Here is a 21,303-nt window from a genome sequence, read left to right on the forward strand (position 1 = left end):
CAGTCTAAAGATTCTCACTAAGTTTACTCACTCGCTCATCAAAAACACTAAATACCTCATCCAACGCTGCCGTCGCATCATCAAAATACTCTAATGCAGCGACGCTTGGGATCATGATGAGTACCTTGTTTTCTATCGTGCTAAGAAGTTTTTTCACCGTCGGATAGTCGGAGTGTTTTTGCGCAGACACAAAGTTATGAATCGACTCATGTAGATACTTCAAACGAATTCTCTCGACACTCGAACATTTTGACTTCGCAGCCACACCCGTCCCCAACGCACGAGCCTGACCGACACATTCGGCCACTTTCAGTAGGTCCTTCCAAAGCGCCGCTATGGACTCCCCGTCTTTTTGGGGCAACTCAGCTAACCGATAATGCTGCGCACACTCCTCTACAGACTCCAGAACCGCTGCGAGTAACTGATTGTGAGTAGCGAGATTTTGTTCCGCTGACCACTGCCTATAATGAGATTGAACTGCAGGCCATTTATCTTCGACATGACGCCAGCTGCTCGTACCCCGAATCGGCTCATCGAGCGTGGCTAACGTTTGCAGGTGACGATTGATGTCGCTTTGAAGCGATGGCAAGCGGGATTGAAGTTTATCGTCCCCACAAAGCACTCCGTTGGTGATGCCTCGGTGTTGCTGAATGGTCGCGAGCAACTGTCGAAGCGTCGTGAGATGCTGTAAACCACCCTGTCTGGAAATTTGAATACTATTGTAAGTACTCGCTCGCTTCCAAACTATCGACCCAAGAATAAGCAGGACTAAAGAAACACCCGCGATAATAGGCAGGTTTGTCAGTATCGTATCCATATTCATTGACTCCTTACGCAGTTAGCTTTTCGAGATGTTCGGCAACTTGGGCATTGTCTGCCGCTGTTTCCGCATTATGCTTTGCGGTAACGGCAACCTGCTCCATGTTGCTGGAGATCTCCTGAATCGCGATCGCTTGTTGTTCTGAGGCAGCCGATACTCCTGCGACCTGGTCAGTGATCGATGCCATAGAGATTTTCATCTTCTCTAACGTCTCTTGTGCCACCAGCGTTTGATTGGTGCAACGGCTATTACCCTCTCTCACTTTCTCAACCATTGCGGTCACATCACTCATGCTACTGGTCACCTGGTCAACATGAGAGGTAATCGCATTCGCAGATTCATGACTTCGCTTGGCCAACCGCCCAACTTCTTCCGCCACAACGCTAAATCCGCGACCATGCTCGCCTGCTCTCGCCGCTTCTATTGCAGCGTTCAGAGCGAGGAGGTTAGTTTGCTCAGCAATATCACGGATGAACTGTGACATTTCAGATACGGTGGATAAGTGGCTCTCTAGCGTCACTATGCTACTCGCGGTAAATCCAACTTGCTCTTCAACTTTCTCAACGCTTGCTTGAACGCTCACTAACGCTTGATTTCCTTGTCCACACAAAGCATTGCCTTGCTCAATCGCCTTCAGTGTTTGCTCAATACGACTCGACACATCCTCAATACTTTGCGAGATTTCGGTGGCTGCCGACGCTGATGACAACGTCGAGTCCGCTTGTTTGTCACTGTCCCTGGCGGCATCCACGGCATTACTGGCAAGCTCCTGCGCGCAAAATGCCATCTCTGAGCGCATAGCTTCTGCCTTTCTTAGCTTTCTAGACATCATTTGAACAACGTCATCAATGGCATGAAAACTTGAATAAAGTAACGCTATTGAGCTTGGAAGTGTCGGCTCTTCGCCACCCTTCATCTGCACCATATACTCATTAAGTACACGAACTTCTCGGCTTAAGGAAAACAGTAAAAGTGTTGATAATGCTGCCGTTATGAATAGCAGCACCATACCAAGTTGATTGGCCTCAAAAGCAAGTAGTGCTACCGATGAAATCAAAGCGAATGTCAGCAATAGATTGACGCTGTTCAACGATGTTGCACGTAAGATAAGTATCATCTCTCCCCTCCCTGGCTAAAGACTCGCTCTCTTTATGTCTATGATTGAAGTGCAACATTCATTCCAGTCGACGCGAATAGGGTGAAATAGTGCTGAGACTCAATAGTATTAGCGCTTGTAGTACATTCGAAGATTGCACACCTACGATGCAGGCACGGTTTAAAGAGGGGCAATGCACCAAGAGAGTGCAGTATACTGATAGTATTAAAAATTAAATGAAAATGGCGACCATTGGGTCGCCATTTAAAAAGAAGAACTAAGCAGTAAAGATTACGCTTTTTGTAGGTCTTTTGCTGGGTAAGTTAGAGACATGCCGTCTACTTCTACACGAACGTAGAAGCCGCCACTGCTCAAACCAGTCACGACCATTTTACCTAGATCGATACCTTTAGTTGCAACTACAACATCATCAATAGCAAACATTTTAAACCCTTAATTGGAAAATAAGATTAACAGCAATCTTTCGGGCGCTATTGAAGCAAAAGTGAAGGCTTGGGACTAATCAGGTTTTTTATCGTCTAGACAAAAATATCCACTCAATCGATCACTGCCAGCCAACACAAAAAATCATGACATCAGTTTAGCGAGTTCTTTGTGCAGCCAGAGTGTAAAGTCCGCATGACGATTAGATGCATGAAAGAACAGAGCAGTTTCTCTGCGGAATGTGTCACTTTTGAGCTCTGGCGGCAACGCTTGTGTCACTATCTCCGAATCCAGCATGCCTTCGATGCGTTTTGACACCACACCTAACGCGTCGCTGCTTTTAATAAACTCAAACAACAACGCAAGGTCTGCAGAGCGTACACTGATCGACTTATCGAGTTTGTACTTCTTGATGAGCATTTCCACTTTAGAAGCTTCGATATAACCAGGGATAATACTCAAACACAGTGGGTACTGGAGTACTTCCTCTAGCGCTTCAGATTGAATGGGATGATCTTTACGCTTAACCAATACAAACTTGTCATCAGGCAGCGCCTTTTGCATCACGTTTTTGTTGGTTTCTAGTGGCAGATAGCCCACTCCCCAGTAGCTTGGGTCTTGTTCTAGCATTGACAGCGTGCCAGCATTCCAAGGTTCACAGTTGATCGTGAGGTTCGGAGCGTGCTCACAGAGCGCAGTGATCAGCTTCGAGGCAATCGGAGCCATTAAAGTAGCCGGGAACACTAAGGTCATATCCCCTTTCATCTGAGATATATGCCAGCCTTTGTCATCTTGATACAACGCCTCCATTTCCTCAACTAAAGCGGGAAGGCGTTCCATCAATTGTTGGCATTTCGGCGTTGGCTCTAACTTGTTCTTGTTACGAACAAAAAGATCGTCATTGAACTGATGCCTGAGCTTTCTAAGCATCGTGCTGACAGTCGGCTGGCTAATGTTCAGCTTACGTGCTGCCGCGACCGTTTGCCGGGTTTGAAACAGGACGATTAAAAGGCGAAGCAGGTTGTAATCTTTATCCATAACGACTCATCTAGCTCTAATCATAACCGAAGTCTAAATCAAAACAGTTGGTAATACTTTGGTGAGTATCCGTTTTTCATCGCATCAACCATTCTCAACATTCGCGGCAATGCATAGGCAAAAAACGTTTTATAGCCTGAGCAGAGCAGGTTCATCGGCTCTGAATCTTGATTCAACAAAGTTCGATTTTTAGGGCAGCCACCATGACAGAGGGGCAAGAAATCGCACTCGTGACACTGTCTGCACAAGCTTTCCCATTTGCTCTCCCCAAATTGACGCTGCTCTGTGCTGTTGACCATTTCCCGTAGCGGGCGATAGTCGTTTTGAGCAGCGTCCTTACACTGTCCCAATGAGTATTGCTCATACCCATAGTGGTCGCAGCTAAATACCTCCCCATCAGCCTCGGCCATCAGTTGCTGGCCACAAGTTGGGGCGTGATGACACATTTGACTCGGGTAATCCATAAGAATGGCCAAACAGTTTTCAAAAAACTGAACATTCACTTGCCCGATATCCCCGTCACACCACTCATCAAAGACATCACACAGAAAACGCCCCCATTGCTCGCCACTCAATGACCAATCATAATCTGAGCGGCGAGCAAGATCATGGTCAACACAAGGCTGAAACTGCAGATAGTCACTGCCATTTTTCGTCAGAAACTGATAGATCTCCTTGCCTCTGTGAAAGGTTCGATTGCTTATTACAGTCAAGGTGTTGAACTCAACCTTGTGCTGGCGAAGTAGCGCCATTCCTTGCAATGTCTGTTCGAAACTAGAGCCCCCTCGTTTGTCTATTCGCCCAATATTGTGCAGCAGTTCCGGCCCATCAATACTCACACCCAGCATGAAATTGTGTTTGGCAAAAAAACGCGCCCATTTTTCAGTGATCAGGGTGCCATTGGTCTGCAACGTATTCACAATCCGCTTACTCGTTGGGTATCGACTTTGCTCTGCAACCACGGTTTCATAGAAGCTCAAGCCCCTCATCATCGGCTCTCCCCCATGCCAGATAAAATCGACTACCGGCGTATGGGAGGGCTGCGCTGATATGTGCTCTGAGACCACAGTTCTCATCGCCTCAACATCCATTTTGTTTGGCTTGTCCTGATTAAGGTAGTAGCAATAACTGCAATCTAGATTACAGCGGCTGCCAACGGGTTTAATAAACAAACTAAAGGGCAATTGCATTTTTTAATGCCTTATATTTGGTAGTTGAACTCTAAACGATGTGACCCATCCTTGAAGTCTGTGTTTTGTGACCAGTTAGAAAAAAAACGAACACTTAGCCGTGGAGAAGCCTGATAAGACAGTGCGACTTCATGGGTCAGCAGCGAGCTCCCTCCTTCGATGCCCTCCCTTGTGTACTCATCACTGCCAGAAAGTGTCGTGAACCACATTGGGTTATAGTTAAACCAAAGCTTATCCGTAAAACTCACTTGTCCGTATGAACCAACAACAGCAAACGTCCCCGGGACCTCATAGCCACCGACGTGCTCACCCGTGTCATCTACCGCATTGCGAAAGTTCAAACCTGCTCCCAACAAGGGGAACAAGCTAACAGGGCCTATCTTTGGTATTGCCTGAATGAAACTATAAGATGCATTCCCTATCTCATTTTTCACGTCATACTGGACATCTATTTGACGACCCCTGCCATTCTTGTAGTTGGCATGAAAGTTTCTAAATCGAAAGCTATCGATACTATTATCCCTCCCATCATTCCAGCCGATCTCTTTTCCCAAGAAACCTTTAACCTCAAAAATGTTCATCGCTGCAGTGCTAGGATTCCCAGTGTCATATGAGCGACCGACTTTGAGATTAAGGCCTTTATCTGTCACCCCCATACCAACCTGTGTGTACACAGCCAAAGGATCAGACATATCCTGCACGTCTTCGGTGTCTTCTGCCCAAACAAGTTGAGAACTGCACGCACAAAGCAGCAAGATTTGGAGTCTTTGCATACTCAATCTACCCCGCGTCTTTCTATTGGATTTTCTCAAGTCCAGGCACCGTCCACTCCATTCGTAATACCTCTTGAGAAGGGACATACAAACGAGTCAGGAGGTAAAACTCACCTTCAGGTATTGGCAACCAGTTCTGGTTATCAGAAAGCGCCTGATTAGACAGATGAATCTCAAATGAGCCATCGTCACCGCGCTTGAGTGGCATTGAGTTGTTAATGCTGTAGCGGTTGATTGGGTTCTCCACCAGCATCTTGGTTTTGGCATCATAAACAGTGACCGACCAGAACGCGCCAACAGGAGGTTCTTGATCAAACTTCATCACGTAATTATTTTTGCCAGAGAGTGGCTGACCTTTCGCATCCATTGCTGCCATCGGGTAGATAGCTTCTTTCGCTCCTTGTCCACCTAAATAAGGGTGAGCAATCAGAGAACGCATGGCGTTGTCATCACCAAAACCGTCTAGATTAAAGGCATAAACCCAGCCATCTTTAATCTCAAGCGCCGCAGGGTTTTTCTGCTGAGCCATAACGATTGACTGTCCGTCTTGAACCGCTTTGATCATCGCTTCGATGGTTGCCACACTCAGGTTACTGCGATCAAAGCCTTGCTCTGTAATACCTATCTTCGCCAGTTGACCTAGCATCGCTTGCTGTCTTTCGTCGACAGGGTTGTCTTTCAGGTACGCGCCGAGTTCTTCATAAAATCGAAGTGGGTCGCCTTCTTCTCCTGCGCGTGGCGGTAGAGGTGTGACTGCGACTTTTTCGCCATCAAGATACTCTTGCAGCGGAGTCAGGGTGTACTGATCCTGAATGCGATGAGCAAACACATCATCACTGCCTTCAAAGACCTGCGTGCGTCCCCAAAGCCAAACTTTACTTGTTGGCGCTTCCACAACTTGAAGCTCTCGTGGAACGTCAACGTTAGGCTCCCAACCGGGCGGTACCAGTAGGAGTTGCTTGGCCAATTGTCCGGTTTCGCGAGTGCCCACATATTGGAACAAGTTGTGCCACATATCGAACATGTTGATCACGTAATAGCGGTCATTCACCTCAGGAACCGATAGCACCATTGGCCCCTGACTCAAATCCAATACTGCACTTGAATAGAGGGTATCGCGGTTTGCAGACGGCATATCCAAATCATGAGGCGTACTCAAACGTCTCGCATGGCCGAACTCGTTGAGAGGTGCTCGATAGCTGGTATCAGATATTGGCTGTGTCATGTCTGTATACTGACGAGCAATCTGCTCCATTCGGACTAGAGTCGAGCCCCACACGTAGGCGTTAACGCCCAATACATAGCTTTCATTTTGCATCGCCTGCTCAGCTGTCATCGGCTGTGTTGGAACGGCTGCGATGGCAGGCAAGACAAACAATGAGCTCGACACAACAAGCACGCTTGCTAATAGCGTTTTCTTGAACATAAAAGAACCTTTAAAAGAGAAAGTGAGATAAACCTAAATCCACATGCAGCCTGCGATAGCCTGCATGCGGTGGATCAGTTATTCGATAGTGTTGTTACCCATACCGACTCCCGTTCCTTTCTGAACTGGTGGGTAGTCTTGAAGCGATTTTTGATACTTGCCAATCGCTTGATAGAACTCTGGCAACACCCAAGACTTTTGCTTCATCCAGTGATACCAACCTGTAGTGTCTGGCGAGCGCTCATACGGATCGGCCTTGATGTTGACGAGTACGCCGAATGGCCACTGTTTTGCAGGCTCGGTCCACGTTGTTTTAGTGCGAAGGTGAACCTTCCATTGATCAACACGAATTGCGTTGAGGTCCGTTTCGTTATAGAAAAAGAACTCTCGACGTTTGCTCTCCCCATTGTTCGCGAGCATGTCTAGCTGGTTATAACCGTCCAGATGAGCAACACGCTTAGTGCCTTCGATTTCTTTGCCCTTAAGGAGCTCTTGCTTGATGGTGGTATCCCCTGCTGCGGCCATGAGCGTTGGCAACCAGTCTTCCGCTGACATCATGCCGTCGACATAAGTGCCTTGAGGTAGCTTTTCAGGCCAACTCACCAGCATTGGAACCCGGAACCCGCCATCCCAAGTTGTACCTTTTTGACCTCGGAATGACGCTGCGCCTCCATCTGGCCAGTGATCTAGGTTCACGCCGTTGTCAGAGGTAAACATGATGATGGTGTTATCGAGCTCACCGGTCTGGCGAAGCTTTTCAATCAAGACTCCAACCTGATCATCGAGTTCTTTCAATGCATCGTAATAGGTCGACGTCTGACTAACTCCCTCATACTCCTTTCTCACATGAGTAATGGTGTGCATTCTCGAAGGGTTGTACCACATGAAATATGGCTGGTCGTCGCTCTGGGCTTCGTGCTCATCAATCCACTCGGTTGCAAAGTTCAAAAACTCTTCATCGATGGTCTTCATTCGCTCTTTGCCAAGCGTTCCCTTGTCGGTGATCTTCTGTTTGCCTACCACGCCAAATCTAGGGTCTTCGGACTTATCAAACTTATCCGTCGCTACAGAGTGAAGTACATTACGCGGAACGCCGGTGAAATTAGGATCTTTCGGGAATTCTGGTTGTTCTGGCATTTCCATCACATTGAGGTGATAGAGAAAACCATAGTATTCGTCGAAGCCGTGTACAGTAGGGAGGTGACTGTTATTGTCACCAAGATGGGATTTACCAACGTGAACCGTCGCGTAGCCTTTTTGCTTAAGTAGCTCCGCAAGGGTCGGACTCTCTTTTTTAATCCCCAACTTTGAGCCCGGTTGCCCAACGCCAGTCAAACCGGTTCGAATCGGATACTGACCGGTGATAAAAGCGGATCGTCCGGCGGTAGAACTGCTTTGGGCATAGTAATCGCTGATCATCACGCCGCGCTGGGCAATGCTATCGATATGAGGCGTTTTAATCGCGCCTAAGCCACGGTGATAAGCAGACAGATCCATAGGTGCAACATCATCAACCATGATGGCAACAATATTAGGGCTTTTAGCCAGCACAGATGCGCTCGCTAACGAAGCGCCAACCACCAAAGAGGCAGTAATCGCATTTTTCGCAAACTTTGTTGTGTTTTTCATTAAGTGTCTCCGCTGTAGGATGCGGTTGATGTTAATGAAACCTCGATAGAAAAAGGGCGATAGCGACTATTACGTTTTCCAATAGTCCTTTTTCGGGTAACCCTTAATTTGAAATCCAAATAATCACTATCACACAAACCAATTTCGCTTCACGTTACTCTCTTCAGACCTTGGCGCGATGCTGTGACAAAACAGTGAGCCAGAGAACGATGGGATAGATATGAAACGAAACACTCTCAACACATTCACACTGATGCTTGCCATGGCATCCGTGCCTCACATCGCTTGGGCGGACGCGCCAATCGACCCCGAAGAAGAGCTTGCCTACAACCTAGGGGTTCAGGCGTTCATTTATGGTGCAGGGCCGCTAACAGTCGCCGCCGTGAGAGAAACAACCACCTCCGTGGACGCACCCATGGATAACGCAATGGCTCCTCTCAACAAAATGGGCAAGACACGCGTTTTATCGGGCCCACAAGATCAGATAGTGCCAACTGTGAACAACGACACCCTGTACTCACAAGCACACTACGACCTTGATATCGCAGGCCCGATGGTTATAGAGATCCCAAAAACAGATGATCGTTACTTCATCGTGCAGTTGCTTGATGCTTACTCAGATTCTATTACCGATTTGTATCGCGAAAACGCCGGCACTGACGGCTCAAAGTATCTTCTGGTCAACAGAGGTTGGAGTGGACAAGTACCTGAGGGTATCGATGGTGTGATCGAGTCGCGCACGCCTATGGTTTGGCTAATCCAGCGCACTGGTGTTTCTGGTGAGTCCGATCTACAAAGCGCACTCAAAGTACACGATGGGTTTATTAGCTATCCTCTCACTGAATTTGGCAAGCCGCACCAGCCAGTCACGCTGACCAAATCGAGTAATCGAATCCCACCAATGACACTGCCTCAAGGCTTAGATTGGTATGCCTTGATTGATAAAGAACTTAGAAAAAACCCTGTCTCTGAAGACAAAGCCGTAGTTGATCAGTTCTCTTACATAGGCATTGGTAATGACACTCCATTTGATGCAACCAAGCTATCCGAGGCACAAAAACGTGGCCTATTAAGAGCGATTGAAACCTCAAAACAAGTGATTCAATACGCTGGTCGAAGTGTCGGTACGACAAACAACGGTTGGTCAATGATGTATGAAGGTGGACGCTATGGTCATGACTACCTGAGCCGAGCCAGCATCAATCTGCGCGCCGCTGGGCTCAACGTGCCTGAGAGAGCGCTATACCCTAATCGATATACTGATGCTAAGGGTCAAAAGCTCTCCGGAAACCACGCCTATCGAATGACGATGCCGGCCAATCCCCCTGCAGACGCGTTTTGGTCACTGACGATGTACGATGCAAAAAACCTGTTTATGGTAGAGAACAGCATCGACCGCTACTCCATTTCTACCAACCATTCTGAAGAGCTGAAATACAACTCTGACGGATCACTTACCGTGTGCATACAGAGCGACAAACCAAAGGATGAAGACTGTAACTGGTTGCCCGCGCCTAAAGAAGAGTTCTACCTCCATATGAGACTCTACGAGCCAACACAAGCCATCCTCGACAATCAATATATGCTGCCACAAGTTCAGCGTATTCAATAACCTGACTTAGGGTTCTTCCATAGCCCTGCCAATGGAGTAACCGCAATTGGTTGCTCCTTTTTTTCACCAATTCAAACACAACTCAACAATGATGATTAAGACCGTTCCACTATCCGCCTTTGCTGCTCTAGGGCTACTTTCTTTCAACGCGCACTCTGCGGGTCTTGCGACGTCGCAAATAGCCACAGTAGAGAGTGTTGGCAGCGCAGGTGTTGCAGGCGTGACCAACCATAGCGATGCCTCCGCCACCATCACCAACCCAGCGGCGCTGTCGGGAATTGACACCAGTAGTGCTGTTGTGGGGATCCAGTACGTTAACGTACAAAGTGAGTTTGCTCGTCAGCATAGTGAGCTCTCGACTGAAAGCCGTGGCGCGTTGTGGGTTCCGAGCCTTTCCTATGCGCTTCGACTAAACGAAGATAGCGTCGTTGGTTTATCGCTTCATTCACCCGGTGGATTGGGCGTCGATTACTCCAATGGTGTATCGGCAAACCCACTGAATCTTCTCGAAAGTAATAAGATCTCTGTCGTCAATCTAACGGCCGCTGCAAGTCATCAAGTGACTGAGCGTCTTGCACTTGGCGCAAGTGTGATTGCACAGTACGCCTCACTTCAGATGGTCACCAAGGGCGGTGATATCAAAGGGGATAGTATTAGCCCCACCTTTGGTCTATCGGCTTTTTATCAAGCCACCGATACCATTAATCTCGGAGTTAATTACATTCATAGCACCCAGCACAGCGTGAGTACCGACCACAACTTGATCGGTGACGCCGCCATCAACTGGCCCGCGAGCCTCGATTTGGGGATCAGTAAAGCGTTGAGCGAGAACGTCACATTGCAAGCGAACGTCGGTTGGCAGTCGTGGAGTAATTATGATGACGGCTATCAAGATACATTCAGTACCGGCGTTGCCATCCGATATACTCGAGACGCTTGGCTCTACTATTCAGGCGTAAGCTATGACTCGAGCCCTGTCGAGGCACACCAACGAGATACGCTCGTCCCACTTGATGAGCAATGGCGCATTGGTTTAGGTGCAGAAAAGCAGTTGAGCTCAGGTTCAAAAGTTGGCGTTGCCTATCAATATCAAAATCTAGGACAAGGGGAAATCACCTCAAGCGACTACCAATTCTTCAGACCCAACGGGCAGTATGATTCAAACCGGGTCCACTTTGTCACCCTATCCTACCGCTACTAGCAAAAACAAAAGCCCCAACCGCATAGCGATTGGGGCTTTAAATCAAACGTTATCAGTAAACGTAATTAAAGCGATACAGAACCAAATGCTTGGTGCCATACTGTGTGACGGTTTTCGCCGCCGTTTTCTTTCTTACGCTCTTCTGCTAGCCAGCAAAGTAGTTCCCAACCAAAGCCAGCTGCGATGATGCCGTCTTTATCTGTTGGATCTGTGTCTGGCGTGTATTCTGCAATATCAGCACCCACAAGGCGTACTTTACCTGAAGCCTTCACTTTACGGATGATGTCGTAAACCTGAAGGTGAGTCAGACCGAATGGATCTGGGCTCGAGTTTGAACGACAGAACGCAGTATCAAGTGCATCTAGGTCAAACGTGAAGTAAACCGGACCACCATCGCCACAAAGTTCAATGATCTTGTCTGCTACTGCATCCACGCCTTGCTCGTAAACTTCGTTAGTCGTGAAGCCAGTGGTACCAAATGCGATGTGGTTACCTTTCACCAGCGCCGTTTGACGACCACGCATACCAATCTGAACCGTGCGCTCTGGATCCGCTAGACCTTCAGAGTACAGTTTTGGTAGCCAGTGACCTGATGTGTATGGGTAATCAAAGTCAGCACGCGTTGATAGGTCGTAGTGCGCATCGAAGTGGATAACGCGAAGTGGACCGTACTTCTCACCTAGTGCACGCATTGTTGGGTACGGGATTGTGTGGTCACCACCGAAGATAAGTGGCGTACAATCTTTTTCAACAACCATGTGGTGAAGAAGCTCAGTGAGCTGCTCAACTTCTGCTTTCAGCTCAAACTGGCCTAGGCTGTCCCAGTTACCGTAATCTGAAACACGACACCATTCGAATGGGATCTCACCATTGTCACCAACCGTACCCATACCCATTTTACTTAGGTGGCGAAGGCGTTGTGGTGCGAATTTGTGTGAAGAACCAGTAGGAGAACACTTCTCAATGCCCATACCGTAGATAACAACATCAGTGTTATCTAGATCTTGAGAGAATGGCGCTTGGTAGAAACCTAGGTAGTCTTTGTTGATAAAGCTCATCTGTTCGATGCCTTTACCGCCACCTTGCTCTTTAACGCGAGCTAGATAAGCCGCGACTTCTGGATCTAGGTTATCTGCTGCAGATACGTTTTCCCAAATGTGCTTATACTTTGCTACTTTTTCTGGGTCGATTGCAGGCCACTTTTTGATGTTAGACATGATATTGCCTCTCTACTTGGTTGATATGGCAATACTAACGTAACAATTCATGGCTCAACAGTAACAAGGGGTACACTTTACTTTAGTAAAATACGTAAATTAAGCAGCTTACGTTAAAATAAAAAACGAGACTATTCAATACGTTGTTAATACAGTTCCCGTCACTATCGCACGAGTATTTGCCGTGCTTTCTCAAGTGTTTCGCACAGTGATTCATCCAGAATCATCACTTTCAATAATTGTTCAGAGATCCTCGGAAGCTCTGATACCATGCCATTCGCCTCACTCCAATGCTGCTCAGCAAACGCGTAGTGCCCTGTCACTTGATAAATTAACGCCAATAGAATGGTTTGCAGTACATTGCCTTCCACGTAAAACAACTCGATGCTTTGCAAAGCCGCATCCATATCCTGCTGTCGAATCGCATTCAGCGCTTGGCTCAGTTTGAGCCAGTTTGGGAAGTACTCATCTTTACCCAACAGATCAGTCAGAATTCGAATGCCGTAGTCAAAATTACCCGACAGACAAACCAGCCAACCTGCAGCACCTATGGTGTAGTGTGAATTTGGGTTAAGTTGAATAATACGCTCTGCGCAACTCTTTACTTTTTGTTCGTTGTTCGTCAGTAGCGCCCACCAAGCTTGAGCCAAAATCACTTCACTATCATGTGGGGAGAAATCCAGAGCTTTTGCTACCAGCTTTTCACAACGCTCAATCACTTGCTGTTGGTCCATAATGCCAAACAACAAAGCGTCACAATATAACTGTGCCAACGTCGCCAACATTCGTGCATCATTGGCATAGCGCTCTAAGGTCAATTCCTCGTATAGCGCAATCATGTCCTGCAAACTTTCTTGGCTCATTTTCGTGAGATACTCAAGATAAAAAAGCCTGGCTTGATAGTCATTCAACACCGTCTTGTTGTGGTGCTTTATGGCTTGAAACTCATGCATCGAGATAACGCCATATGAGGAACCAATCTTGGTTGCCATCTTTTGTACTATGCGCTCTTGTTCCCCAAGCGAACCAAGTTCACCCATCAACTCAAAACGTTCGCTCCATATTTGGATCCCCTGATCGGTCTCACTCAACGCAATGGTTATGCGAGTAGACATGCTATTTCGTCTCACCGAGCCTGAAATCACGTACCTAGCCCCGAGCAAACGACGCAGTTCGCTAAGCGATATTGATCCTTCTGATACTTCTTGAATCCGAAGCGGAGAGAGTACCGCCAATTGATCAAAGCGACTCAAAGCGTGGTTCAACTCTTCTTGCAGTGAGTTTGTCAGATCCACGCATAATTCGTCTTGGCTTGTAAGAGAGAAAGGTAAAACCGCGATGGTTGGGTAATGAGTATCAGGTAGTGTTGGCTCTGGTAAGTAGCTGCCATTTAAAGACAATATTGGCGTGTAGCTTCGCTTTGGCAGGTCTATCTTCACCTCGCAGTTAAGGTTATCCTCAAAGAAGACCGCGAGAGATTTTCTTAACTTGGTTGCAAGCATTCGCACCATAGGATCACTAGATGGATCGAAACTAGTGGGCTTTCCAAACAATTCGGTGGCAATACCATACTGTGTCAGCTCGTCACCTAATCCAGCCTCTGCCTTCTCCACAATATACCGCAAGAACGCAACTAGCTTGGGGGACGAATAGAACAGCGGATGAGACACTATTTTTTCTAGTGTGTTTTGAAGGTGCTGCTCGGTGAACGGCTTAGAGTCTGTATTGGACATACTGATTTTGAACAAATGAGTGCATCTCAATAGTTTATCATCTCAACAATGCATTCCAACTTTACTGTCCTTGTCCCGTGTATTTGCCCGGTGTTTCACCCGTTTGCTGCCGAAAAAAAGAGACAAACGCACTGTCACTAGAGAAGTCGAGCTCACTGGCGGTATCTGCCACACTCTTCCCTTCTGAAAGATGTTGAACCGCCATCAATAATCGCCATTGCTGACGCCAAGATTGATAAGGCATTCCCGTTTCTTTAGTAAAGATACGCGTGACTGTCTTAGCGCTAGCACCGACCTTAGTGGCAACCTGGCTAAGCGGCTGTGGCAGATAGTGCTCTCCTACCACTCCATCTAACCATCGCTGCAACCGTCTGTCACTCGGCAGCGGCAGTGCCATGTTCTCTTTGGGTGCAGCACTCAGTTCTTCGAAAAACAACGCCGTCATGTTCACTTGCTCGCTTTGTGGTTTTTCCCACTCCCAAAACGCCATGCGTTCAATAAGCGCTCTAAGTAGAGGGTTAACAGAGAACACGGTGACCATATCAGGAACATCAACACAAAGCTCAGAATCAAAGTAGAGGGAACGATACGCCACCACATGGCTCATTTTCGCATAATGTTCAACCCCTGCTGGGATCCAAGCAGCACGTGTTGGTGGCAATATACACTTTGCACCATCAAGAGATATCGACATACAACCTGAGGCAGCGAATAGTAATTGATGCTTTCGATGATGGTGCATACCAGAGTCATGAGTCCCGACGGTAGCAGCAATACCCACAACCGGATTCTCAATACTGTCAGCATCAAACCGAGTGGTTTCATCAATGATAGCCACGAATTACCTCGCTCGTTTTAGTCTAATTCGATCAATAATATTATCGAGTTATGGACGAAATACCACTATTTACAAACCGAGGACTAAAAGTAAAAAAGCTCTCCGCCACGCAGAGAGCTTCTTAGTCGCCTTACCTTTGCCTTAGTGCTTTTTACCGCTCATTGTGACAACCATCGCCAGTACACTACAGCCGAGCAGAACAGTACCTAGATCTTGTATTATTCCTGCTAAGCCTAAACCTCCACCAATCATTAGGTAGTACATCAAACCAAACACGGCACCGGCACTGCCCGCTTGCTGTTTGTAATCGGTCAACGCAACACTAAGCACGTTTGGAATCGCAATTCCGAATGACATGACGACGAACATCATAGGCGCAACAAACCAGATTGAGTCGAGCATAGCAAATACGCCAATCGAGCCCACAGCAAGAAGCAGGGTTGCCACACCTAATAACGTTCGCTGAGAAAAGCTTCTCGATAGCATCGCTTTGTTTACGTGGCTTCCCACAAGCGTACCTAAGCCTAAAACAATGCCACTATAACCAAACTGCTGAGCGTTAAAACCAAGCTCTGCAAAGCGAAATGCACCTAGCTGGTAGTAGGAAAATAGAGCCACGTTATACAGTGCAACCAAAATGGCAGATTGCCAAATTTTTACATCCTTAATCATACGACCACTCAAACTACAGAGTTGTAGCGGCTGTTTTTGTTGCTGTGTTTCTGGCAGCTTAACTAGGTTATAAACGAAGAGTCCTAGAGCCATCACAAACAAGGCAAGGAACACGTACTGATACCCACCTGCTTGCGATAGGTGACCACCCAACAACATTCCAAGTACGGGACTGATGGAAATACCCATCCCCATTAGGCTAAATACTTTTGCTAGCTCTTCGCCACGAAAAACATCACGCAGCATGGTTTGAGTTACCACAGAGCCGACCGCAATACCGAATGCACTGACAGTCCTCGCTAACATCACAGTGGTGAAGTTATCGGCTTTCATAGCAACAAGTGCTGCTCCGCCATAGATAAACAAACCCAATAGCATTGTCGGGCGTCGCCCCCACTTATCTGCTAATACTCCCCAAACAACAACGCCAACTGCGAAAGCCGAAAAGTATATTGATAGAGTTTGTGCAGCTTGTGCGTAACTAACAGCAAATGATTGTGCGATTGAACCCAATACTGGGCTATAAATGGTTTCCACTATCTGTGGAAACATCAGCATGACCACCATCAGCCATAACGACGGTTTCGTTTTCATATTGTGTCCTCATTAATCTCTAACATGGGACGCATTATGGAGTAAGAACTTACTTACCCATTAACAACATAAATACAGAAAACATCAAAATAAGGACATTGACATGCCAAATAAAAAAGGAGCCACGTCGGCTCCTTCAAAAGACACTGAAAAAGGGAGTTAGCTATTGAAATAGAGACACACGCGACGCCCATCCACTTCGCGAATATCGAATGGGATCTCGTAGATGGCTTCCATTGTCTCTTGCTGAACAACTTCCTCGACACTACCAGATTTGATGACCTTACCCTTCTTCATCGCGACGATGTTGTCCGAGTAGCATGAGGCAAAATTAATGTCATGGATAACAATCACCACCGCTTTGTTGAAGTCATGCGCCAAACGACGGAGCGTGTGCATGATTTCCACTGAGTGTTTGATATCGAGATTGTTTAATGGCTCATCAAGAAACACGTAATCGGTATCCTGAGCAACGACCATCGCAATAAACGCCATTTGTCGCTGACCACCACTCAGTTGATCAAGGTATTTGTGTTGAATCTCTTCGATTCCTAAATGCCCGAGTGCTTGGTCAATGATCTCGTTATCTTCCGAGGTCAAACGCCCACCAGAGTGAGGGAAACGACCAAAAGAGACCAGCTCGCGGATAGTAAATCGCATGTTAATGTTGTTCGATTGGCGAAGGACAGCCAGATGCTTGGCAAGCTCCTTGGTATCCCACTGTGCAAGCAGCTTATCACCAATGACCACTTCACCAGCGTCACTCTCGGTCAAGCGACTTGCCATCGACAGTAGTGTACTTTTACCCGCACCATTAGGACCAATGATCGACGTGACCTCTCCCTTCGGAAACAGCGCATCGGCATCTTGAACCACGAAGGTTTTGCCGTATTTTTTACTTAGACCTGTTAACTTAATCACTGTTATACCTCTTAATTAATTCTGTTTCTTAGTAATAAGAGCAGGAAGTAGGACCCACCAACGAGATTGATAATGACGCTGATCGTCGTTTCAAATGCCAGGACTTTTTCGACAAACCACTGACCCGTTACGAGTAAAAATACCGCTAATAAACTGCTCGCTATGATTAGGAATCGATGCTGGTAATGGCTAAACATTTCACGGGTTAAGCTCACTGTTATGAGTCCAAAGAAAAGAACAGGACCAACCAACGCAGTCGAGATAGCGATCATAATGGTGATCAGAATCATCACCCGTTGGGTTAGCTGCTGAGTATTCACACCCAAACTGGTCGCGTTATCCGTACCCAACCAAAGCACGTCAAGCTTAGGGGCGTAATAGAACAAGATAGCTAAGCAGAGCAATAGCGGGATAAGGCTCCAATACACCAGCTTGGCATTCACATTATTGAAACTCGCGAACATGGAGTTTTGAATACTGGCAAACTCATTCGGATCCACCAGCATGGTCAAGAACCCTGTCACGCTGCTAAATAGACTTCCGCAAACAATACCAATCAGCAGCAAAGTAAACACATTGCTGTCTTTGCGTTTAAAGTAGAAATGAAACAGCAGCAGTGAGAAGCCAATCATCACACAAGTCGAAAGCAAAAAGTTACTCATTGCGTGTATGACCCAAAAACTGGTGCTGCCAAGAATAACCACCATAAGTACTTGCACCATAAGGTACAAGCTATCAAAGCCCAATATAGAAGGCGTCAAAATACGGTTGTTAGTGATGGTTTGAAACACCAAAGAAGAAGCCGAGATTGCTACTGCGGCTAGCACAATCGCCAACACTTTTGGAATACGGCGCGATAGGAAAAACTGATAATTATCCGCCGTCAGTCCTTGACCGATAAACCACGCAATAATGGCCAAACAACCTGCTATGAGCAAAGAGACTTTTAACGAATCACGCATTGCGCTTCTCCCTTAACACCAGATAAATAAACACCGCACCACCAAAAATACTGATGATCATCGAGATAGGCATTTCGTAAGGGAAAATAATGAGACGACCTAGGATGTCGCAAGCAAGCACCAAGATAACACCCCAGTAGGCTGTCCAAGGCAATATCCGCTTCATGTTGTCGCCCATAAACAACGACACAATATTAGGAACGATGAGACCAAGGAATGGGATAACACCGACGATCATCACCACGGTAGACGAACTTACTGCCACCAAGATAACGCCAATGAACACAATCTTTTGGTAATCCAAACCGATGTTCTTTGCAAAGCTTTCACCCACACTCGCAGCACTAAATTGGCGCGCGTAAAAATACGCCAAAAGACAGGCCGGAACGGCGAGATAGAGAATCTCGTAATTGCCCTGCAACACGCTGGCGAAATTCGCCACCGTCCACGAGGACATGGTCTGAACTAAGTCATACTTGTAAGCAATAAATGTGGTCAACGCGGAAACTACGTTGCCATACATGATGCCTATGAGCGGAACTAGCACCGCATTCTTAAATTGCAGTCTTTGTAAAAAGCGTACAAAAATCAGTGTACCCGCAACGGCAAAGAAAAAGATGGCTCCGAGATGTAACCATTGGCTTGCTCCGCCAAGGAAAATAAGCCCAACCACATAGCCTAATAGCGCACAGTCGATAGTGCCCGTGGTCGATGGAGACGCAAATCGGTTTTGCACGATCTGCTGCATAATCAGACCCGCAACACTTAAACCGGCACCTGCGAGGATAATGGCAAGCAGTCTAGGTACACGACTGACAACATAGATGGAATAGGCATGCTCATCACCACGAAATAGATCCACGAGTGAAACAGAAGCCGCGCCAAGAATAAGAGAGCAGACTGCCAATCCAATGAGCAGCGCACTTGCCAGAATGTATTTTTGAATGGTCATTACAAAGATGGGCTTAAAAGGAATTCTAAACAGGAAAAGCCTCCGCCAGATGCCAGCAGAGACTTTCATTAACTTATCTGATTAGTTCAGCGCTTTATCGATATCGCTGATCATGGTTTGCGTAGCAGTCACACCGCCGCCAGAGATATACCAAGCGTTTGGATCGATGTAGACAACCTTGTTGTTTTTCGCAGCAGGCGTGGAGTTAACTAATGGGTTGTTGAACAGCTCTTGTGCCTTACCAGCACTTCGACCTATGGCTTGCTCGCGATCCAGAATAAAAATGACTTCCGGCTGAGCATCTGCAACATACTCGAATGAAATGAGGTTTCCGTGAGCGCCTTCAATTGGAGCGACATTTTTACTGCTCGATTCAGCAAAACCAAAGTCATCAAAAACGATAGAAAAACGGCTTCCCTTATTGAACATGGCAACATTGCTACCGTTATTCATCAACATCAAGGCGTTCAATTTCTCTTCTGCTACTTTTGATGAAGCATCGTCAAGTTGCTGCTGAGTTTCAGCGATTAGCGCTTCCACTTCATCTTTTTTATCGAACAACTTACCTAGCATACGCCAGTTCTTTTGTGCATCTTGCCAATATTGACCGTTGTCGACATAGAACATCACCGTTGGAGCGATCTGGTTTAGGTCATCATAAACACGAAGCATGCGGTTTTCAGCGATAATGACATCTGGCTTCAACGTAAAAATGGCTTCAAAATCGGGTTCACCAACAGAGCCAGTATTCCCCGTCGTTTGTTTGTAATCAGCTAGATATTCGGGGAGAAGTGAATGAGGAGCACCTACAGGTTTGACACCGATACGGTCCAGCACATCCAAACTACCATTACCCAGAACAACAACACGCTTCGGCGTACCGTCAAATTCACTCGTTCCTTTAAAGTGCTGAATAGTAACAGCGCCTGCTTGAGCAACCAACGCTAGGCTTGCGACTGCTGTTAACGCCAAACGCTTGACGAAACCAAAGGACTGACTCATTCCCATTTCCTTATATATTTTATGGTTATATTAGACAAACTCATTATCACCCAGTCTTAAATGGGAATCAATATCGTTTTCATAGTCAGTTGCGATTTTATTGTCATAGCGCAAGAAAGAGCCCTTTCACGCCGCTTCTTTGTTATGGCTTATACCTAAGCTGTGAATCACCGTACAAATTGCAAACAATTATCAACAAAAGCACGCTATTGTTTTTACTCATCTCGGTTTTGTCATACTATGACCAAAATCATTTACTTATGAGCAAACTCCAAAGCATGGCGACCACCAAAGCGAAATACTCTGATATCTATCAAGCAATCAAGCAGCGCATTCTGTCTGGGGAATACAGCACCACCGAAAAGCTCCCTGGCGGCAGCGAGTTTGCTGAAGAGTTCGGTTGTAGTGAACTGACCATCAAAAAAGCACTGGATATCTTGGTAACGGAAGGCTTGGTCGTGCGCAAACGTGGCTCTGGCTCTTTTGTAAAAAGACCATTAGGTAATGCTGGCTATGCTCACCTGCATGGGACCAAAGCTAATGTTATTGCTAACGGTCAATCCGTAGAAACTAAGGTGCTCGAGTTTCAGGTCGTACCCGCCGACGAACATGTTGCCAAGCGTCTTAACTGCGACGTAGAAGATATGCTCTATAACACCACCAGGCTGCGCATCATTGACGGCATCGCATCCTCACTGGAAGAAACCTATATGCCGATCAGTATCATCTTAGGTTTAAAAAGAGAGCATGCCGAGGACTCCATCTACAGCTTTATTACCGATAAACTTGGTCTAAAAATACACAGTTCGACGATGGAAATTTCAGTCGTTAAAGCGAGTGCGTTTTACGCCGAGCAGTTTGGGATCGCTGAAGGTGAGCCGCTCGTCAATGTAGAGCAGGTAGTGTACCTTGATGATGGTGAGATTTTTGAGTACTCCAATGTGAAGCACCGTTGGGAGAACTATAAGTTCGCGACTAACTTCTTCAAGATATAACGCCTTCTATTGCATCCAAGCATCGTGATCATGAATCTTGCCGCCAAGTCGCGGCGAGCTTTACTAAGTTGAGTCCATTAAATCGATGTTGAGCTACAAACTCCAACCTAGCTTGCCAACTCTATAAGTAGGATTTTTCCCCACTATTCTATAAAACCGTGCGCGTAAGCACATGATATGCCGAAAGC

General features: G+C 46.7%; 19 protein-coding genes. 3 read left to right on the forward strand and 16 right to left on the reverse strand.

Translation table 11 applies throughout. From position 1 onward, the window contains the following. Positions 1 to 4 precede the first annotated feature (4 nt). The 8 genes from AC6I8U_RS19585 to AC6I8U_RS19620 all read right to left on the reverse strand — a co-directional run bounded on the left by AC6I8U_RS19585 (position 5) and on the right by AC6I8U_RS19620 (position 8,416). On the reverse strand, positions 5 to 817 hold the full coding sequence (locus tag AC6I8U_RS19585; protein WP_498019386.1) for a hypothetical protein: 813 nt from the start codon (positions 815 to 817) through the stop codon (positions 5 to 7). A gap of 13 nt (positions 818 to 830) precedes the next feature. Then, the gene (locus AC6I8U_RS19590; protein WP_498019387.1) at positions 831 to 1,937 is read right to left on the reverse strand and encodes a methyl-accepting chemotaxis protein; all 1,107 of its coding nucleotides are present in this window, start codon (positions 1,935 to 1,937) and stop codon (positions 831 to 833) included. A 270-nt stretch (positions 1,938 to 2,207) separates the two neighbouring features. Next, on the reverse strand, positions 2,208 to 2,360 hold the full coding sequence (locus AC6I8U_RS19595; protein WP_128650681.1) for a hypothetical protein: 153 nt from the start codon (positions 2,358 to 2,360) through the stop codon (positions 2,208 to 2,210). A 144-nt stretch (positions 2,361 to 2,504) separates the two neighbouring features. After that, complete coding sequence (locus AC6I8U_RS19600; RefSeq protein ID WP_498019388.1) at positions 2,505 to 3,398, reverse strand: LysR family transcriptional regulator; 894 nt, start codon at positions 3,396 to 3,398, stop codon at positions 2,505 to 2,507. A gap of 38 nt (positions 3,399 to 3,436) precedes the next feature. After that, the gene (locus tag AC6I8U_RS19605) at positions 3,437 to 4,588 is read right to left on the reverse strand and encodes an anaerobic sulfatase maturase (protein WP_498019389.1); all 1,152 of its coding nucleotides are present in this window, start codon (positions 4,586 to 4,588) and stop codon (positions 3,437 to 3,439) included. An 11-nt stretch (positions 4,589 to 4,599) separates the two neighbouring features. Further along, positions 4,600 to 5,367, reverse strand: a complete 768-nt coding sequence (locus tag AC6I8U_RS19610; RefSeq protein WP_394149363.1) for a hypothetical protein — start codon at positions 5,365 to 5,367, stop codon at positions 4,600 to 4,602. Between the two features lie 16 nt (positions 5,368 to 5,383). Continuing rightward, positions 5,384 to 6,787: a DUF1254 domain-containing protein gene (locus AC6I8U_RS19615; RefSeq protein ID WP_498019390.1), complete on the reverse strand. Its 1,404-nt coding sequence runs from the start codon at positions 6,785 to 6,787 to the stop codon at positions 5,384 to 5,386. A 78-nt stretch (positions 6,788 to 6,865) separates the two neighbouring features. Continuing rightward, complete coding sequence (locus AC6I8U_RS19620) at positions 6,866 to 8,416, reverse strand: sulfatase-like hydrolase/transferase (protein WP_498019391.1); 1,551 nt, start codon at positions 8,414 to 8,416, stop codon at positions 6,866 to 6,868. 253 nt (positions 8,417 to 8,669) lie between these two features. On the opposite strand from AC6I8U_RS19620, the gene AC6I8U_RS19625 reads away from it, so the two are divergent. Next, positions 8,670 to 10,028, forward strand: coding sequence for a DUF1254 domain-containing protein (locus AC6I8U_RS19625; RefSeq protein ID WP_498019606.1), 1,359 nt, complete (start codon positions 8,670 to 8,672; stop codon positions 10,026 to 10,028). 88 nt (positions 10,029 to 10,116) lie between these two features. Next, entirely contained in the window at positions 10,117 to 11,229 is a 1,113-nt protein-coding gene (locus AC6I8U_RS19630) for an OmpP1/FadL family transporter (protein ID WP_498019392.1), read from the forward strand. 65 nt (positions 11,230 to 11,294) lie between these two features. On the opposite strand, the gene AC6I8U_RS19635 is transcribed toward AC6I8U_RS19630, so the two are convergent. The 8 genes from AC6I8U_RS19635 to AC6I8U_RS19670 all read right to left on the reverse strand — a co-directional run bounded on the left by AC6I8U_RS19635 (position 11,295) and on the right by AC6I8U_RS19670 (position 20,120). After that, a complete protein-coding gene (locus AC6I8U_RS19635) occupies positions 11,295 to 12,446 on the reverse strand; it encodes an arginase family protein (protein ID WP_394149370.1) in 1,152 nt (383 codons plus the stop codon). Positions 12,447 to 12,610: 164 nt separating this feature from the next. Beyond that, the gene (locus AC6I8U_RS19640; RefSeq protein ID WP_498019393.1) at positions 12,611 to 14,179 is read right to left on the reverse strand and encodes a hypothetical protein; all 1,569 of its coding nucleotides are present in this window, start codon (positions 14,177 to 14,179) and stop codon (positions 12,611 to 12,613) included. A 61-nt stretch (positions 14,180 to 14,240) separates the two neighbouring features. Then, complete coding sequence (locus tag AC6I8U_RS19645) at positions 14,241 to 15,017, reverse strand: AraC family transcriptional regulator (RefSeq protein ID WP_498019394.1); 777 nt, start codon at positions 15,015 to 15,017, stop codon at positions 14,241 to 14,243. Positions 15,018 to 15,158: 141 nt separating this feature from the next. After that, a complete protein-coding gene (locus AC6I8U_RS19650; protein WP_498019395.1) occupies positions 15,159 to 16,283 on the reverse strand; it encodes a multidrug effflux MFS transporter in 1,125 nt (374 codons plus the stop codon). A 159-nt stretch (positions 16,284 to 16,442) separates the two neighbouring features. After that, complete coding sequence (locus tag AC6I8U_RS19655) at positions 16,443 to 17,204, reverse strand: iron ABC transporter ATP-binding protein (protein WP_498019396.1); 762 nt, start codon at positions 17,202 to 17,204, stop codon at positions 16,443 to 16,445. An 11-nt stretch (positions 17,205 to 17,215) separates the two neighbouring features. Continuing rightward, positions 17,216 to 18,166: an iron chelate uptake ABC transporter family permease subunit gene (locus AC6I8U_RS19660; RefSeq protein WP_498019397.1), complete on the reverse strand. Its 951-nt coding sequence runs from the start codon at positions 18,164 to 18,166 to the stop codon at positions 17,216 to 17,218. After that, positions 18,159 to 19,118, reverse strand: coding sequence for an ABC transporter permease (locus tag AC6I8U_RS19665; RefSeq protein WP_498019607.1), 960 nt, complete (start codon positions 19,116 to 19,118; stop codon positions 18,159 to 18,161). The genes AC6I8U_RS19660 and AC6I8U_RS19665 overlap by 8 nt, the downstream gene beginning before the upstream one ends. 81 nt (positions 19,119 to 19,199) lie before the next feature. Continuing rightward, the gene (locus AC6I8U_RS19670) at positions 19,200 to 20,120 is read right to left on the reverse strand and encodes a siderophore ABC transporter substrate-binding protein (RefSeq protein WP_498019398.1); all 921 of its coding nucleotides are present in this window, start codon (positions 20,118 to 20,120) and stop codon (positions 19,200 to 19,202) included. 260 nt (positions 20,121 to 20,380) lie between these two features. On the opposite strand from AC6I8U_RS19670, the gene AC6I8U_RS19675 reads away from it, so the two are divergent. Beyond that, on the forward strand, positions 20,381 to 21,115 hold the full coding sequence (locus AC6I8U_RS19675; protein WP_252015599.1) for a GntR family transcriptional regulator: 735 nt from the start codon (positions 20,381 to 20,383) through the stop codon (positions 21,113 to 21,115). Positions 21,116 to 21,303 lie beyond the last annotated feature (188 nt).

Source organism: Vibrio sp. KUL80 (genome assembly GCF_059725495.1).